Source organism: Cellulomonas sp. ICMP 17802 (genome assembly GCF_041295535.1).
Taxonomy (GTDB): domain Bacteria; phylum Actinomycetota; class Actinomycetes; order Actinomycetales; family Cellulomonadaceae; genus Cellulomonas.
Genome location: NZ_JBGFQZ010000010.1, coordinates 20,506 through 36,458 on the forward strand (window position 1 = coordinate 20,506; position 15,953 = coordinate 36,458).

Sequence of the window (15,953 nt, forward strand, 5' to 3'; positions counted from 1 at the left end):
CGTCTGCCGCGACCGCGGGGTAGACATGGTCAGTGACCGCTTCCGCCGAGTACCCCCGCGGCCCCGAACGCCCTGCCGGCTGGCTGAGCGCCGACGAGATCTCCCGCGCCCGCACCCAGCTGCCCATCCTCTACGTCGACGCCATCCCGGTGCGCGTGGACGACTCGGGCGACGTCGTGCAGGTGGGCCTGCTCCTGCGCGTGACCCAGGAGGGCGTGATGTCGCGCGCGCTCGTGTCGGGCCGCGTGATGTACCACGAGCGGGTGCGCGACGCCCTCGTGCGGCACATCGAGAAGGACCTCGGGCCCGTGGCGCTCCCCCAGATCCCCGCCTCGCCGCAGCCGTTCACCGTCGCCGAGTACTTCCCGACGCCCGGCGTCACGCCGTACCACGACGCCCGCCAGCACGCGGTGTCGCTCGCCTACGTCGTGCCGGTGCTGGGCGACTGCCGGCCGCAGCAGGACGCGATCGACCTGGCGTGGATGACGCCCGAGGAGGCGTGCGCCGAGCAGATCCAGTTCGAGATGAACGGCGGTCAGGGCCTGCTGCTCCGGCAGGCGATGGGGCACGTCGGCCGCCTGCCCTGACCGGTGCTCAGCCGAGCGTGAGCTGCGGCCAGTCCGCCAGGTCGGCGCGCATGCGGCGGTCGTGGGTGGCCACGACGACGGCCGCGGACGTGGCGCGCAGCGCCGCCGTGAGCTCGTCGACGAGCCCCACGGACAGGTGGTTGGTGGGCTCGTCCAGGATCAGCACGTGCGGCGCCGCGAGCAGTGCGCACGCGAGGTCGAACCGGCGCCGCTGACCCACCGACAACTCGCGCAGCGGGCGGTCCAGGTCGTCCTCCGTGAGCAGCCCGAGAGCCGCGACGGGCACCAGCTGCCCCGGGTCGAGCAGCTCGGCCTCGAGCAGCGTCAGCGCGTGCCGGGCGTAGGCGTCGAACCCCGAGAGCTGCTCGGCGACGCCCGCGGCTCGCGGATGGGCGACCACCGCGGCCGCGTGCTCGGTGGGTCCCTCCTGCGCGAGCACTCCCAGCCGCACGCCGGGCGCGATGGTGCGGACGCCGCGGTCGAGCGCGACCGAGCCCGCCAGCGCGGCGAGCAGCGTCGACTTCCCGGAGCCGTTGGGTCCCGTGACCAGCAGCCGCCCGCACGCCGGCACGTCGATCCGCACGCCCGCGAGGTCGAGCCGGCCCGCGACCAACGGCGCGCGCAGGTCGAGCAGCGGGCCGGGCTGGGGCTGCGCGGGCAGCGACGGCAGGTCGGGGAACGTGAGCACCAGCGGCGGGGCCGGCACCTCGACCGCCTCGGCCTCGAGCTTCTGGATGAGCCGGTCGGCGGCCTTGACGTGCCCGCGCGCCCGGGTGGCACGACGGTGCGCCTGGGAGCCCTTGGGCGGCCGCCACTCGTCGGAGAGGTTCTCGTACGTCGAGTCGAGCCGCTCCGCCAGCGCCACCGCCCGCTTGCGCTCGGCCCGGTACCGCGCGCGCCAGCGCCGGATCATCTGGCTCTTGAGGAACCGGTAGTCCGAGTACCGCGTCGCGCCGTACAGCGCGGGGCGGCCGTCCATGGCCGGGTCGAGGTCGAGGATCGCGGTCATCACGTCGTCGAGCAGGCGCCGGTCGTGCGTGACGATGACCACCGCCCCCGGCCACTGCCGCAGCTGCGCGGTGAGGTAGTCGATGCCGGCGGCGTCGAGGTGGTTGGTGGGCTCGTCGAGCAGCAGCAGGTCCGCCCGCTCCCCGATCCGGCACGCGAGCCGCACCCGGTACCGCTCGCCCACGCTCAGCCGGTCCAGCCGCCGGTCCGGGTCGCGCGGGGCACCGAACCGGGTCAGCGCCTCGTCCACGCGACGGTCGGCGTCCCAGGCCGCCAGGTGCTCGTACCGGGCCACCGCGGCCGTGAGGCGCGCGAGGTCGCCCGACTCGTGGTCGAACCCCGCGATCGCCGTCTCGAGCTCGCCGGCCGCGGCCCTGACCCCGGCCAGGGCCTCGCCGACGAACGTGCCGACGGTCGCCGACGCGGGCGCGTCGAGCTCCTGCTCGACGGTCGCGAGCGTGCCCGCGCGGCGCACCGACCCGCTCTGCGGCGCCAGCTCGCCGGCAAGCAACCGCAGCAGAGTCGTCTTGCCCGCGCCGTTCTCGCCGACGACGCCGACCCGGTCCCCCGCGCTGACCGTGAGGTCGACCCGGTCGAGCACGGCGTGCCCGGGGTAGCCGTAGGTGACCGCGTCCGCCACCAGCTGGACGTCGCCCACGGCCGGTCGGTCGTCACTCACCGCAGGTCATCCGCCGAGCACCCGGACGAGCGTGGGGACCAGGGCGCGGAACGCGGTGCCGCGGTGGCTGATCGCGTTCTTCTCCTCGGGGCTGAGCTCGGCGCAGGACCGGGTCTCGCCGACCGGCACCAGGATCGGGTCGTACCCGAAGCCGCCCGCGCCCCGGGGCTCGGTGGCGAGCACGCCCTCGAGCGTCCCCGTCTCGACGTGCTCGAAGCCGTCCGGCGTCACCAGCGCGGCCGCGCACACGAAGCGCGCGCGCCGGTGCGGCTCGGCGATGTCGGCCAGCTGCGCGAGCAGGAGGGTGAGGTTGGCCGCGTCGTCCCCGTGCCGCCCGGCCCAGCGCGCGGAGAAGATGCCCGGCGCCCCGCCGAGCACGTCGACCGCGAGCCCGGAGTCGTCCGCGACCGCCGGCAGACCCGTGAAGGCGGCCAGCGCGCGCGCCTTGAGCAGCGCGTTCTCCGTGAACGTCACGCCGTCCTCGACCGGTTCGGGCGCGCCGACGTCCCGCGCGCCCACCACCGACTCGGGGTCGAGCCCGGGCAGCACGGGCGCGAGGATCGCGCGGAGCTCGCCGACCTTGTGCGCGTTGTGCGTGGCGAGCACCAGCCGGGCGCCCAGGGGCACGCTCACAGGTCGACCGGGACCAGACGCGTGCCGGACCCGTCGCCGGGCGCCGAGGCCAGCGCCGCGGCCTGCAGCGCCGTCAGTCGCGTGGTGCCGGACACCGCGAGGTCGAGCAGCGAGTCCAGCTCGGCACGGTCGAACGGGGCGTGCTCCGCGGTGCCCTGGACCTCGACGAACGTGCCCGAACCGGTGACCACGACGTTCATGTCGGTCTCGGCGCGGACGTCCTCGACGTACGGCAGGTCGAGCACGGGCAGCCCGTCGACGATCCCGACCGAGACGGCCGCCACCGAGTCGCGCAGCACCACCTTGTTCTTGGGGATGTGCTTGTTCTCGACCGCCCACGCGACCGCGTCGGCCAGCGCCACGTACGCCCCGGTGATCGACGCCGTCCGCGTGCCGCCGTCCGCCTGCAGGACGTCGCAGTCGAGCACGATCGTGTTCTCGCCCAGCGCCGAGACGTCGATGATCGCGCGCAGCGACCGCCCGATCAGCCGGGAGATCTCGTGCGTGCGCCCGCCGATGCGCCCCTTGACCGACTCACGGTCGGACCGGCTGGACGTGGCGCGCGGCAGCATCGAGTACTCGGCGGTGACCCAGCCCTCGCCGGACCCCTTCTTCCAGCGCGGCACGCCCGGCGTGAACGACGCCACGCAGAGCACCTTGGTGCCGCCGAACTCGACGAGCACGCTGCCCTCGCCGGCCGCGAGGAACCCCCGGGTGAGGGTCACGGGACGCAGCTCGTCGGGGGCGCGGCCGTCGGCCCGGACGCGCGCGACGGAGGACGTGGAGGGAGCAGAAGTCATGCGGACGAGCCTAACGGCGCGCCCCGACACCCCTCGACGCGGTCCGTCCGGAGCGCGGAGCCCCTCGCGCGACGTCCGCACCCGATCGGGTCCCAGCCCCACGGAGTGCGGACGTCCGCGTGACGTCCGCACCCGATCGGGTCCCAGCCCCACGGAGTGCGGACATCCGTGTGACGTCCGCACTCGATCGGGTCCCAGCCCCACGGAGGCGGACATCCACGCGACGTCCGCACCCGATCGGGTCCCAGCCCCACGGAGTGCGGACGGTGCCGGAGCTCGCTACAGGGCGTGCACCTGGCCCGGGCGGGCCAGGTCGATCGGGCCCGCGTACACCTGCGCGGCCTCGGCCAGCGTGACCGCCGGGTCGTTCCACGCGGGGATGTGCGTGAGCACGAGCCGCCCGACGCCGCCGCGCGCCGCGGCCTCGCCCGCCCGTCGGCCGGTCAGGTGCACGCCGCGCAGGGCGTCGTCGCGCCCCTCGAGGTACGCCGCCTCCGACAGCAGCAGGTCGGCCCCCGCGGCGAGGGCGTCGAGGCCGGCGCAGGCGTCGGTGTCGCCCGTGTAGGCGAGCGTCACCGTGCGCGCGGGGTCCGCCTCGGCCGGCCCGGACACGCGGATGCCGAACGCGGGGATCGGGTGCTCGACGGGCACCGGCTCGAGGGTCAGCGGACCGACCGTGACCGGCGACCCCACCCGCCACTCGACGACGTCGAACTGGGCGTCGGTGCTGGTGGCCGGGTCCTTGCCGGACAGCTGGGCGAGGCGCTCGGCCGTCCCGGCCGGGCCGTGCACCGCGACGGGGGCGCACGGCCCGTCCGGGTGGTACCGGCGCAGGACGTTGAGCACGACCATGTCGGCCACGTGGTCCGCGTGCAGGTGCGACAGCCCGATCGCGTCCAGCGCGGTGGGGTCGCCGTAGCGCTGCAGCGCGCTCAGCGCGCCGTTGCCCAGGTCGAGCAGGACGGTCCATGTGCGACCGTCCGCGTCCTCGGCCTGCACCAGGTACCCGGACGCCGCGGAGTCCGGGCCCGGGAACGAGCCGGCGCAGCCGAGGACCGTGAGCCTCACCGCAGGGCCGCGCTGGACTCGACGGTCTCGACCTCCGGGCCGAGGAAGCGCCGCGCGAGGGTGCGGAACTGCGCCGGGTCGCCGGTGGCGAGGAAGCGGTGGTCGGGCGGCCCGGCGGCCGGGTCGCGCTCGAGGTCGTGGGCCACGAGGGTGCGGTAGACGTCCTTGGCGGTCTCCTCGGCGCTGGACACCAGGGTGACCTCCTCGCCCATGACGTACGAGATGGCGCCGGTGAGCAGCGGGTAGTGCGTGCAGCCGAGCACGAGGGTGTCGACGCCGGCCTCGCGCACCGGGTCCAGGTACTCGTGGGCGTACGCGAGGACCTCGGGCCCGGACGTGATGCCCGCCTCGACCAGCCGGACGAACTCCGGGCACGCCCGCGTGGTCAGCTCGATGCCGGGCGCCACCGCGAACGCGTCGTCGTAGGACCGGGACTCGACCGTGGACTTGGTCGCGATGACGCCGATGCGGCCCGACCGCGTGGCGGCCACGGCGCGGCGCGCGGCGGGCAGGATCACCTCGACCACCGGGATGCCGCGGCGCAGGGTGTAGCGCTCGCGGGCGTCGCGGAGCATGGCCGACGAGGCGGTGTTGCACGCGATGACCAGCAGCTTCACGCCGGCGTCCACCAGGTCGTCCATGACCTCGAGCGCGTGCGCCCGCACCGCCGCCAACGGCTTGCTGCCGTACGGGGTGTTGAGCGTGTCGCCGATGTAGACCGTGGACTCGTGCGGCAGCTGGTCGAGGATCGACCGCGCCACGGTGAGCCCGCCGACGCCGGAGTCGAAGATGCCGAGGGGGGCGTCGTTCACGCGGTCGAGCCTAGCTGCTCCGCGGTCACGGTTCCGCCGGGCGACCGTGCGCGCGCAGGTCGTGCAGCAGCACGTCGACCAGCGACTCCTGCAGCCAGCTGAGGGCGCCGTAGACGGCGACGAGGTAGCGGCGCGCGGCCGGGTCGAGCAGCTCGGCCTCCGCGTCGTCGAGCTCCGCCTGAGAGGAGACCAGGAGCGCGTCGTACAGCTGCTCCGCCTGCTCGTCCGTGTGGATGCCGAGGCGCTCCGCGAGCACCAGGCGCAGGTCGGTGAGGGCGGCGGCGACGTCCTTCGCGTCCTCCGGGGCGACCACGAACGCGTCGGACCGCCAGCCCTCGGTCGGCGTCGTCAACGCGCTCCAGAGCCGCGTCAGCCGCGCGATCTTGCCGGCGCGCAGGTCGTCCTCGGTGAGCCGGCGGAACTCGGCGGCGACCTGCGGGTCGTCCCGGGAGGCGTCGGGCAGCAGGCGGCGCACGGCCGGGTCCGACGGCGGCGCGAGGGGCTCGAGGCTCATGCGGGGCGTGCCGTCGGACGGGTCGGCGCTCGCCGGGCCGGGCGCCTCGAGCCGCCCGGCGCCCAGCAGCTCGGCGACGTCCGCCACCAGGGCGGCGACGACCTCGCGCTCGTCGGCGTCGAGCCGCGCGGCGTACATGCCGCGCCGGCGCCGGAACCCCCGCATCACTGACCGCTGCGCTGGAGCGTCGCCCAGAGCCCGAACTCGTGCATCGCCTGCACATCGACCTCCATCGCCTCGAGCGACCCGGTCGAGACCACCGCCCTCCCCTGCTCGTGCACCTGCCGCATGAGCCGCTCCGCCTTCTGTCGCGGGTGCCCGAAGTACGACTCGAACACGTACGTCACGTAACTCATGAGGTTGACCGGGTCGTTCCACACGATCGTCACCCACGGATCGGCGACCGCGGCTTCCTGAGCCTCCTCGACGCTGGCGTCGGGAAGGGTCTGCACTGGCACGGCGTCCACTGTAGGTGCGGGCAGGACCCGGTGGACACGCGCGGTCGCACCCGTCCCCCTACGTTGGGGCCATGACGGCTCCGCAGGCGCCCAGCGCCGCGCTCCTGACCGACCGCTACGAGCTGACGATGCTGCAGGCCGCGCTGGCCGACGGCACGGCCGACCGCCGGTGCGTCTTCGAGGTGTTCACGCGGCGGCTGCCGCCCGGCCGGCGGTACGGCGTGCTGGCCGGCACGGGCCGGGTGCTGGAGTCGCTCGACCGGTTCCGGTTCGGCGCCGCCGAGCTCGACTGGCTGGCGCAGGCGGAGGTGGTCGACGACGCGACCCTGGCGTACCTCGAGGGGTACCGGTTCACCGGCTCGATCGTCGGGTACGCCGAGGGCGAGGTGTTCTTCCCGTCGTCGCCGGTGATGGTCGTCGAGGGCAGCTTCGCCGAGGCCGTGCTGCTGGAGACCCTGGTGCTCTCGATCCTCAACTTCGACTCCGCGGTCGCGTCCGCCGCCTCGCGCATGACCAGCGCGGCCGTGGACCGCCCCGTGCTGGAGATGGGGTCGCGCCGCGCGCACGAGGATGCCGCGGTCGCCGCGGCGCGCGCGGCGGTGGTCGCCGGTTTCGTCGGCACGTCGAACCTCGAGGCCGGCCGGCGGTACGGGCTGCCGACGATCGGGACGGCCGCGCACGCCTTCACCCTGCTGCACGACGACGAGGCGGACGCGTTCGCGTCGCAGGTGGCGGCGCTCGGCACCGGGACGACGCTGCTGGTGGACACCTACGACGTGCGCCGCGGCGTCGAGCTCGCGCTGGCCGCGGCCGGCACGGGGCTCGGGGCGGTGCGGCTCGACTCCGGCGACCTGGGCGTCCTCGCGCACGAGGTCCGCGCCCAGCTGGACGCGGCCGGCGCTCGGGGCACCAAGATCACGGTGACGTCCGACCTGGACGAGTACGCGATCGCGGCCCTCGCGGTGGCGCCCGTGGACAGCTACGGGGTGGGCACGTCGGTGGTGACGGGGTCCGGGGCCCCGACCTGCGGGATGGTCTACAAGCTGGTCGCCCGCGAGGGCGGCGACGGGGTGCTCGCCCCGGTGGCCAAGGCGGCGCGGGGCAAGACGAGCGTGGGCGGCCGCAAGGCGGCGGCGCGGCGGCTGGGCGCCGACGGTCGCGCGGCCGAGGAGGTGCTGGTCACCGGCGCCGACGACGCGGTGCGCGGGTGGTCAGCGACGGACGCGACCCTGCGCCCGCTGCACGTCCCGCTGGTCGCGGGGGGTGTGGTGGACCCGCGCTGGGTGGGCGCGGACGGCGTCCGGCACGCAGCAGAACGGCACCGCGCCTCGCGGGACGAGCTGCCGCGCGGGGCGCGGCGGCTGTCTGCCGACGAGGCAGCGGTGCCGACCGTGACGCTGCGGCTCGGGGACTGAGGGGCCCGAGCCGCAGCGTCGGTACTGCGCTGACGTGGCCGGGGCGTGCGGCGGGCGGAGAGACGATCAGCACGCCCGCGCCGCACCCGGCCGGGCTAGACCCGCGAGCCGCGCCGACCGACCAGCCCGAGGATCAGGCTGACGACGAGCACGATCACGCCGATCCAGATGAGCCAGTGCCCGATGGTCGTCGCGACGCCGAGGACGACGAGGACGACACCGACAAGGATGAGGATGAGCCAGGTAGGCATGGTTGACCCTTTCGATCTGTGGTCACCGATCCGGCATCCGGGGGTACCCGGCGCCGTGTGTCACGGGGACAAACCTGACAGGGGAAACCGCCTCCGGCACGTCGAGCGAAAAGTTGCGCGGGGGAACCGAAATGCTATGTGGTCACCTGTCCAAGCCGGTGACCTGCAGCTTTACCCGTCTTTGAGGGTGTCCGTATGATGAGACGCGCCTTGCGGGGCGGGTCGCCGCAGGCGTATCCGCGCGACGCCCCTAGCGCTTGCCGACGAACCACCCGCGCACCATGGCCACCCGGGCCGTGAGCTGGTCCGGGTCGGCGAGGGCGACCTCGGGTCCCCCGCACCGCCGCCGCAGCTCGTTGTGCACCGACCCGTGCGGCTGCCCGCTCTTGCGCGCCCACGCCCCCACCAGCTGCGACAGCTCCTTGCGCAGCTCCGCCTGCTTGCGGTGGTCCATCTCCGCCAGCGGCTCGACCACCTTCTTGCGGCCGCTGATCTGGTCCGCCTGCCGCTGCCGCAGCAGCGCCGACACCTGGTCGGCGTCCAGCAGCCCGGGCAGGCCGAGGAAGTCGAGCTCCTCCTCGGAGCCCATCTCCGCGCCCGTGCCGAACTCGCCGCCGTCGAAGAGCACCCGGTCGAACGACGCCTGCGCCTCGAGCGCCTCGAACGCGCCCTGCTTGCCGTCCGGCCCGATCTCGTCGGGTCCGTTGCGCTCGCGGTTGGCCTCGGCCAGCGCGTCGTCGTCGAGCCCGATGTCGACGCCCTGCTCCTCGAGCGTCTTGGGGCGGTCCAGCGCGTGGTCACGCTCGAGCTCGAGCGTGTGGGCCAGCGCCAGCAGCTGCGGGACGCTCGGCAGGAACACCGAGGCGGTCTCCCCGCGCCGGCGCGCGCGCACGAAGCGACCGACGGCCTGCGCGAAGAAGAGCGGCGTCGCGGTGCTGGTGGCGTAGACCCCGACGGCGAGCCGCGGCACGTCGACCCCCTCGGAGACCATGCGCACCGCGACCAGCCAGCGCGAGTCGCCCGCCGAGAACTCGTCGATCCGGTCGCTCGCGCCGTCGTCGTCGGACAGGACGATCGTCGGCGACTTCCCGGTGATCCGCGCGAGGTGGCCGGCGTAGGCCCGGGCGTCGGTCTGGTCGGTCGCGATGACCATCGCGCCCGCGTCCGGGATGGCGCGCCGGACCTCGGAGAGCCTGCGGTCGGCCGCCGCGAGGACGCTGGGGATCCACTCGCCGTTGGGGTCGAGCGCGGTGCGCCACGCCTGCGCGGTGATGTCCTTCGTGAGCGGCTCCCCCAGGCGCGCGCTGATCTCGTCGCCCGCCTTCGTGCGCCACCGCATCGACCCGCTGTACGACAGGAAGATCACCGGGCGCACGACGTGGTCGCGCAGCGCGTCGCCGTACCCGTACGTGTAGTCCGCGACGCTGCGCCGGATCCCGTCGCTCTTGCGGTCGTACCGCACGAACGGGATGGCCGCGGTGTCGGACCGGAACGGCGTGCCCGTGAGCGCGAGCCGGCGGGTGGCGCCCTCGAAGGCCTCGCGCACCGCGTCGCCCCACGAGAGGGCGTCGCCGCCGTGGTGCACCTCGTCGAGGATCACCAGGGTGGGCGCGGCCGCCGTCCGGGCCGCGTGCAGCGCGGGCTTGCTGGCCACCTGCGCGTACGTGACCGCGACCCCGTCGAACCCGTGGCCGTGGCGGCCCTGCGCGTTGCTGAAGTTGGGGTCGAGCGTGATGCCCACCCGCGCCGCCGCGTCGGCCCACTGCCGCTTGAGGTGCTCGGTGGGCGCGACGACGGTCACGCGGCGCACCAGCCTCGCCTCGAGCAGCTCGGTCGCGATCCGCAGGGCGAACGTCGTCTTGCCGGCGCCGGGGGTGGCCACCGCGAGGAAGTCGCGCGGGTTGGCCGTCCGGTACTGCTCGATCGCCTCGGCCTGCCAGGCGCGCAGCTTGCCCGCGGTCCCCCACGGCGCACGCGCAGGGAACGCCGGCGGCAGCTGGGACGCCGCCGACGAGGACGCGTGGGTCGAGGGGAGGGAGGACGGGCGCGGGGCGGCCGTCACGCGCCGCCGCTGCCGGGGTTGCGGCCGAAGCCCCACTTCCGGCCGCCGCCGGAGCCCTTGCCGCCCTCGTTCTTGTCGCCGTCCTGGGGCTCCCGGAGACCCTCGTAGATCTCCTTGCAGACCGGGCAGACCGGGAACTTGTTCGGGTCCCGGCCCGGCACCCAGACCTTGCCGCAGAGGGCGATGACGGGCTTGCCGCTCAGGGCGGAGTCGAGGATCTTCTCCTTGCGCACGTAGTGCGCGAAGCGCTCGTGGTCGCCCGGCTCGACCTGCTCGCGGGTCTCCTCACGCTCGAGCACGCTGGTCGACGTACCCGGGTCGGAGGAGAACGGGTCGTCGGGTCCGGTGCGCTCGGGCAGGGGCTCGCTCATGGCCACGAGTGTACGTCGGGGGTCCGACGCGCCCCGGGTGAGTCCGGGGTGCGGAAGGTCACCGCGCCCGCTCAGAGTCCTTGCCAGGCGGGCTTTGCCGCGAACGTCTCGCGGTAGTAGTCGGCGAGCTGCAGGCGGCTCGCGGCCGCGTCGTCGACGAGCACCGTCACGTGCGGGTGGTGCTGCAGGATCGTCGCCGGCCACATCGCGCTGACCGGTCCCTCGACCAGCTGGTGCACGGCCTCGGCCTTGCCCTTGCCGGTCGCCAGGAGCACCAGGTGGCGGGCCGACATGATCGTCGCCAGACCCTGCGTGAGGCAGTGCTGCGGGACCTTGTCGATGTCCCCGCCGAAGAACCGGGCGTTGTCCTCGCGCGTCTGTCGCGTGAGGGTCTTGATCCGCGTGCGGGAGGCCAGGGACGAGCCGGGCTCGTTGAAGGCGATGTGGCCGTCCGTGCCGATGCCGAGGATCTGCAGGTCGACGCCGCCGGCCGCGGTGATCGCGTCCTCATAGGCCGCGCAGGCGGCGACGAGGTCGTCGGCGAGGCCGTCGGGGCCCTGCACGGCGCCGGGCGCGAAATCGACGCGCGAGGCGATCTCCTTCTCGATGACGTTGCGGTACCGCTCGGGGTGGTCCTCGGCGAGCCCGACGTACTCGTCGAGCATGAAGGCGCGGGTGCGCGCGAACGACAGCCCGTGCTCGACGTGCCGGCGGACCAGCTCGTCGTAGACGGCCAGCGGGCTCGACCCCGTGGCCAGGCCCAGCACCGCGTCCGGCTGCGCGCGCACCAGCTGCTCGATCGCCGCGGCGGCGAGCCGGCCCAGCTCGGGACCGGGCGCGATGACGACCTCCATCAGACGTACTCCCCTCTGCCCAGCAGGGCGGCGCCGACGGCCCCGACCGGAACGTCGGCCGGCGCGAGGCTCACGCGCCGCGCCAGGCCCATCGACGCGAGGAACGGCGACGCCTGCGCCTCGCGCTCCAGCTCGGCCACCACGGCCCGCAGCAGCGGCTGACCCAGCGCGCTGACCCCGCCGCCGATGACGACGAGCTCGACGTCGCAGGTCAGCACCAGGATCCGCACCGCGGACGCGACCGCCCAGGCGAACTGCGACCGGATCTCGACAGCGGCCGGGTCACCGGCCTCCGCCGCGACGAAGAGCTCCTCCGGCGCCGGCCGGCCGTACCGGCTCGGCCACGCGGCGTCCAGGGCCGAGCCCGAGGCGTACTGCTCCAGGCAGCCCAGCTGACCGCACTTGCACGGCAGCCCGCCGGGCACCAGCGTGAGGTGGCCGATCTCGCCCGCGCCGCCCGTCGAGCCGCGGCGCAGGCGCCCCTCGAGGAGCAGGCCGGCGGCCAGCCCGGTGCCGAGCGCGAGGAACGCCAGGTCGTGCACCCCGCGGGCGTCCGCCGTCGTGTGCTGCCGGTCGACGGTGTGCGCCGCGCCGACCACCGCGACCGTGAGGTCGTTCTCCACCCGGACGGGCAGGCCCAGCCGGTCCCCCACCAGCGCCGCGAGCGGGGTGCGCTCCTCGATTCCGAGGTTGACCGCGTGCTCGACGGTGCCGTCGGTCGGGTCGACCACGCCCGGCAGGCCGATGCCCACCCCGGCTAGCTCGACCACCTCGAGGCCGGCGCCCGCGGCCAGCTCCTCGACCACCGCGACCGCCGTGTCGACCACGCCGGCGGTGCCGCCGACCGTGGCCGACCTCAGCTGGTGCCGCACCACGCCGTCGGCGTCGAGCAGCACGCCCAGCACCTTGGTGCCGCCCACGTCCAGCCCGACCGACCACGCGCGTGCGCCCGTGTCCGACGCCCGCCTGTGCGGCGTCGGGTTCCCCTGCGTGCTCACGTCAGCCCTTCACCGCACCCGCGACGAGCCCGGACGTCATCTTGTTCTGCACGAACAGGAAGAACACGATGACGGGGATCGCGATCAGCGCGGACCCGGCCATGACGACGCCCCAGTCGGTGGCGCGGTTGGACTCGACGAGCCCCTGCAGCCACAGCGGCAGCGTGCGCTGCGCGGGGTCGGTCATGACGACGAGCGCGAGGGTGTACTCGTTCCAGGCCTGCAGGAACCCGTACACGCCGGCGGCGACCAGGCCGGGGGCCAGCAGCGGGAACGTGATGCGGAAGAAGGCGCCGGTGCGCGACAGGCCGTCGACCATCCCGGCCTCCTCGAGCTCGATGGGCACGCCAGCGACGAACCCGCGCAGCATCCAGATGGTGAAGGGCAGGATCGCCGCGGTGTAGACGAGCGCCAGGCCCGCCACCTTGTTGACCAGGTTCCACCCGTCGAGCATCTGGTACTGCGAGATGAACAGCCCCTCGGCCGGGATCATCTGCACCACGAGGATGGTGAGGATGAAGCCCTTGCGGCCGCGGAACCGGAACCGGCTCACGGCCAGCGCGGCGAGGAACGCGAAGACCAGCGCCGCGATCAGCACGATGACGACGACCGCGAGCGAGACGCGCATCGCAGCCCAGAACGTCGGGTCGTCGAGCACGCGGCGGAAGTTCGACAGCGTGCCGCCCAGCGGGAAGAACGTGGGGTCGGGCGTCTGCAGCTTGTTCAGCGGCAGGAACGCGCTGTTGATCATCCAGTAGATGGGGAACACCCACACGACCGCCAGGACGACGGCGACGACGCCGAGCGCGCGGCGGCCGCCGCGGGACTGCGCGCGGCCGGCCTCCGACGACGTGGTGGCCTTGCGGGTCGGGATCTCCTGGGGCACGGCCTGCGGCGCGGGTGCCGGGACGTCGACGGCGCTCACAGCTCGTCCTCCTTCAGCATCTGCCGGATGTAGAACCCGGTGAGGGCGAGCGTCAGCACCAGCATGATCGTGGCGAGCGCGCCGGCCAGCGAGAACTCCTTGGCGTAGGAGTAGATGAGGGTGCCCAGCAGGTTGGTCTCGCGCGTCGGCGCGCCGGCCCGCTGGAGCACGTAGATCTGCGTGAACACCTTGAGGTCCCAGATGACCTGCAGCAGCAGCACGATGGAGAGCACCGGCCGGATCATGGGGATCGTGATGTTCCAGAACCGCTGGCGCGACGAGGCGCCGTCGAGCTGCGCGGCCTCCATCGTCTCCTCGGGGACCTGGAGCAGGCCCGCGTAGACGGAGAAGGCGACGAACGGCACCGACATCCACACGACGATCACGGTGGCGACGAAGTAGAACGACAGCGGCTGGATGATCCACGAGTGGCCGGCCATGCTGTCGATGCCGACGACGTTGCTCAGGACCCAGTTGATGACGCCGTACTGCGAGTCGAACAGCCACTGCCAGACCGTCATCGAGGCGAGCACCGGGGTGCCCCAGGCCAGCAGCAGGGAGACCTGCAGGGTTATGCGGGGCGCGGTGCTGATCCGCGACATGAGGACCGCGAACGCGATGCCGATCACCATGGTGACCGCGGCGTTGACCAGGCAGAAGGCGATCGAGCGTCCGATGACGGCCCACACGTAGGGGTCCGTCAGCAGCTCGGTGTAGTTCTGGAGGCCCACCCACTCGGCGGGCTGGCCGAACTGCTGGCGCAGGCCGTACTCCTGGAAGGAGATGACGAACTGGCGCACGAGCGGGTAGCCGAGGGCGACGGCCATGAGGACCGCGGCCGGGACGAGCAGGCCGTACACGCCGATCTTGCGGCGGCGGCGGCGCGGGAAGACGACGGCGACGTCGTCCTGCTGCAGCGCGGGGGCAGAGGCTGCCATGGGAACTCCTGTCTGGTGGCACGACCGGGCCGGCCTGCGACGGCAGGCCCGGTCGCGCCCGGATCAGGTGGTCGTCCGATCGAGGACCGGGAGACCGTGACCGTCGAGCGGGTGCCGGCCGGAGGTCGTCCGGCCAGTCTGGTCCCGGCCGGCCGCGTCAGGGGAGCCGCGGCCGGCCGGAGCCGTGATCAGTTCAGTGCGTCCTCGATGAGCTTGTCCGTCGCAGCGGCAGACTCCTTGACGTCCGCACCGGTGGCGAGCTTCTGGAAGAAGTCCTCCAGGATGCGGTCGCCCTCGACGTCGGCCCACTTCTCGGCGGCCGGCGTGAGCTTGGCGTTGAGCGCGGCGGCCACGGCGGCCTTGGCGTAGACGTCGTCGCCCATGGAGGCGGCGTAGTCGGTGTTGCCCGGGATGAGGCCGTTCTGGCCGAGCATGTTCTGGAAGTCCTCCGTGAACATGATCTTCAGCAGGCTCTTGGCCAGCTCCGGGTGCTTGGACTTCGCCGCGACGGCGATGTTCGAGCCACCGGCGAAGCCGTTCGCGTACGAACCGGCCTTGAGGCCCGGCAGCGGGAAGATGCCGGTGTGCTCCTCGTTGCACTTCTGCTGGTCGGCGAGCTTGGCCTTGGCGGCGTCCGACTTGTCGTCAGCGGCGACACCCTGGTTGCACTGCGGCAGGTCGATGCTCCACCGCGCCCACGTCGGCGCGGAGAACATGGCGGCCTGGCCCGCGTTGAACGGGACCCACGGCTCGTTCGAGTCGCTGTCGGCCGGGGCGTGCGTCGCGTTCTGGAACAGGTCCTGGACCTCCTCCAGGCCCTTCACGGACTCGGGCGAGGACAGGGCACCCTTCCAGGTGCTGCCGTCCTGCACCGCGAGGTCACCACCGTTGGTGTAGATCCAGGCGGCGCCGTTGTACCAGTCCTGGCCAGGGAGCCAGAAGCCGGACTGCGTGTCGGTCTGGAGCTTCTTCGCCACCTCGGTGAACTCGGCGAGCGTGGTGGGCACCTCGACGCCGGCCGCGGCGAACGCGTCCTTGTTGTAGAACACGGCACGGGCACCGGAGTAGTACGGCGCGGCGTAGAACTTGCCGTCCGCGCTGCCCGCGGCCACGAAGCCGGGGAGCAGCTTGTCGCCACCCAGCTCGTCGTACATGTCCGTGATGTCGGCGAACGCACCGGCGTAGGTGAAGGTCGGCGACTGCGTGTTGCCGATCTCGACCACGTCGGGGGTCTGGTCCTCGGAGGCCAGGGCCGTCTGCAGGCGCGGGACGAGCCCGTTCCAGTCCTGCTGCTCGATGACGAGCTTCGAGCCCGGGTTCTCCTTCTCGAACGTCGTCGTGAGGTACTCACGCAGGGCGTCCGGGGTGTCGGTGCCGTTGAGCCACAGCTTGATCGTGGCGGGCTCGGGCGTGCCGGCGGGCGTGCTGGCCGTGTCGCCGGCGCCGTCGCCGGAGCCACAGGCCGTGAGCGTGAGCGCGGCCGCCACGCCGACGGCCGCGAAACGTAGGATCTTCACGTTGGGGTTCCTCCCGTGAGCGAGGCGAGCGCCGGGTGGCGTCGCCGGGGGTTCTTCCGACCT

17 protein-coding genes are annotated in these 15,953 nt (G+C 73.6%); 2 read left to right on the plus strand and 15 right to left on the minus strand.

Annotated features, from left to right (window positions below; genetic code table 11):
- Window positions 1–32 precede the first annotated feature (32 nt).
- Complete coding sequence (locus AB5970_RS10170; protein WP_370503818.1) at window positions 33–587, plus strand: NUDIX hydrolase family protein; 555 nt, start codon at window positions 33–35, stop codon at window positions 585–587.
- A gap of 7 nt (window positions 588–594) precedes the next feature.
- Here AB5970_RS10170 and AB5970_RS10175 read toward each other — a convergent pair whose 3' ends face one another.
- From AB5970_RS10175 to clpS, 7 genes are all read right to left on the minus strand, one after another.
- Window positions 595–2,274: an ABC-F family ATP-binding cassette domain-containing protein gene (locus tag AB5970_RS10175; protein WP_370503819.1), complete on the minus strand. Its 1,680-nt coding sequence runs from the start codon at window positions 2,272–2,274 to the stop codon at window positions 595–597.
- Between the two features lie 6 nt (window positions 2,275–2,280).
- Window positions 2,281–2,907: an RdgB/HAM1 family non-canonical purine NTP pyrophosphatase gene (rdgB, locus tag AB5970_RS10180; protein WP_370503820.1), complete on the minus strand. Its 627-nt coding sequence runs from the start codon at window positions 2,905–2,907 to the stop codon at window positions 2,281–2,283.
- Window positions 2,904–3,707, minus strand: coding sequence for a ribonuclease PH (gene rph / locus AB5970_RS10185; RefSeq protein ID WP_370503821.1), 804 nt, complete (start codon window positions 3,705–3,707; stop codon window positions 2,904–2,906). Before rph ends, rdgB begins: the two co-directional genes overlap by 4 nt.
- 279 nt (window positions 3,708–3,986) lie before the next feature.
- Complete coding sequence (locus tag AB5970_RS10190; RefSeq protein ID WP_370503822.1) at window positions 3,987–4,775, minus strand: MBL fold metallo-hydrolase; 789 nt, start codon at window positions 4,773–4,775, stop codon at window positions 3,987–3,989.
- A complete protein-coding gene (gene murI / locus AB5970_RS10195) occupies window positions 4,772–5,587 on the minus strand; it encodes a glutamate racemase (RefSeq protein ID WP_370503823.1) in 816 nt (271 codons plus the stop codon). The genes AB5970_RS10190 and murI overlap by 4 nt, the downstream gene beginning before the upstream one ends.
- Before the next feature lie 25 nt (window positions 5,588–5,612).
- Complete coding sequence (locus tag AB5970_RS10200; protein WP_370503824.1) at window positions 5,613–6,266, minus strand: DUF2017 domain-containing protein; 654 nt, start codon at window positions 6,264–6,266, stop codon at window positions 5,613–5,615.
- Entirely contained in the window at window positions 6,266–6,559 is a 294-nt protein-coding gene (clpS, locus tag AB5970_RS10205) for an ATP-dependent Clp protease adapter ClpS (protein WP_370503825.1), read from the minus strand. Before clpS ends, AB5970_RS10200 begins: the two co-directional genes overlap by 1 nt.
- Before the next feature lie 71 nt (window positions 6,560–6,630).
- Between clpS and AB5970_RS10210 the strand changes: the two genes are divergently transcribed.
- Window positions 6,631–7,974, plus strand: coding sequence for a nicotinate phosphoribosyltransferase (locus AB5970_RS10210; RefSeq protein ID WP_370503826.1), 1,344 nt, complete (start codon window positions 6,631–6,633; stop codon window positions 7,972–7,974).
- 95 nt (window positions 7,975–8,069) lie between these two features.
- Here AB5970_RS10210 and AB5970_RS10215 read toward each other — a convergent pair whose 3' ends face one another.
- From AB5970_RS10215 to AB5970_RS10250, 8 genes are all read right to left on the minus strand, one after another.
- Window positions 8,070–8,225: a hypothetical protein gene (locus tag AB5970_RS10215; RefSeq protein ID WP_370503827.1), complete on the minus strand. Its 156-nt coding sequence runs from the start codon at window positions 8,223–8,225 to the stop codon at window positions 8,070–8,072.
- A 250-nt stretch (window positions 8,226–8,475) separates the two neighbouring features.
- Window positions 8,476–10,287 (minus strand): DEAD/DEAH box helicase, encoded by a 1,812-nt coding sequence (locus AB5970_RS10220; protein ID WP_370503828.1) that lies wholly within the window; start codon window positions 10,285–10,287, stop codon window positions 8,476–8,478.
- Window positions 10,284–10,658: a DUF3039 domain-containing protein gene (locus AB5970_RS10225; RefSeq protein ID WP_370503829.1), complete on the minus strand. Its 375-nt coding sequence runs from the start codon at window positions 10,656–10,658 to the stop codon at window positions 10,284–10,286. The genes AB5970_RS10220 and AB5970_RS10225 overlap by 4 nt, the downstream gene beginning before the upstream one ends.
- Before the next feature lie 71 nt (window positions 10,659–10,729).
- Window positions 10,730–11,512 (minus strand): glucosamine-6-phosphate deaminase, encoded by a 783-nt coding sequence (gene nagB, locus AB5970_RS10230; RefSeq protein WP_370503830.1) that lies wholly within the window; start codon window positions 11,510–11,512, stop codon window positions 10,730–10,732.
- Window positions 11,512–12,510: an ROK family protein gene (locus tag AB5970_RS10235; protein WP_370503831.1), complete on the minus strand. Its 999-nt coding sequence runs from the start codon at window positions 12,508–12,510 to the stop codon at window positions 11,512–11,514. Before AB5970_RS10235 ends, nagB begins: the two co-directional genes overlap by 1 nt.
- Before the next feature lies 1 nt (window position 12,511).
- Window positions 12,512–13,384: a carbohydrate ABC transporter permease gene (locus AB5970_RS10240; protein WP_370503911.1), complete on the minus strand. Its 873-nt coding sequence runs from the start codon at window positions 13,382–13,384 to the stop codon at window positions 12,512–12,514.
- Window positions 13,385–13,431: 47 nt separating this feature from the next.
- A complete protein-coding gene (locus AB5970_RS10245; protein WP_370503832.1) occupies window positions 13,432–14,373 on the minus strand; it encodes a carbohydrate ABC transporter permease in 942 nt (313 codons plus the stop codon).
- A 188-nt stretch (window positions 14,374–14,561) separates the two neighbouring features.
- Window positions 14,562–15,890 (minus strand): extracellular solute-binding protein, encoded by a 1,329-nt coding sequence (locus AB5970_RS10250; RefSeq protein ID WP_370503833.1) that lies wholly within the window; start codon window positions 15,888–15,890, stop codon window positions 14,562–14,564.
- Window positions 15,891–15,953: the final 63 nt, after the last annotated feature.

Coding starts and splice junctions, on each gene's coding strand:
- rph (WP_370503821.1), bottom strand. CDS start 3,707: ATGACTTCTGCTCCCTCCACGTCCTCCGTCGCGCGCGTCCGGGCCGAC.
- AB5970_RS10200 (WP_370503824.1), bottom strand. CDS start 6,266: ATGCGGGGGTTCCGGCGCCGGCGCGGCATGTACGCCGCGCGGCTCGAC.
- AB5970_RS10210 (WP_370503826.1), top strand. CDS start 6,631: ATGACGGCTCCGCAGGCGCCCAGCGCCGCGCTCCTGACCGACCGCTAC.
- AB5970_RS10215 (WP_370503827.1), bottom strand. CDS start 8,225: ATGCCTACCTGGCTCATCCTCATCCTTGTCGGTGTCGTCCTCGTCGTC.
- AB5970_RS10225 (WP_370503829.1), bottom strand. CDS start 10,658: ATGAGCGAGCCCCTGCCCGAGCGCACCGGACCCGACGACCCGTTCTCC.
- nagB (WP_370503830.1), bottom strand. CDS start 11,512: ATGGAGGTCGTCATCGCGCCCGGTCCCGAGCTGGGCCGGCTCGCCGCC.
- AB5970_RS10245 (WP_370503832.1), bottom strand. CDS start 14,373: ATGGCAGCCTCTGCCCCCGCGCTGCAGCAGGACGACGTCGCCGTCGTC.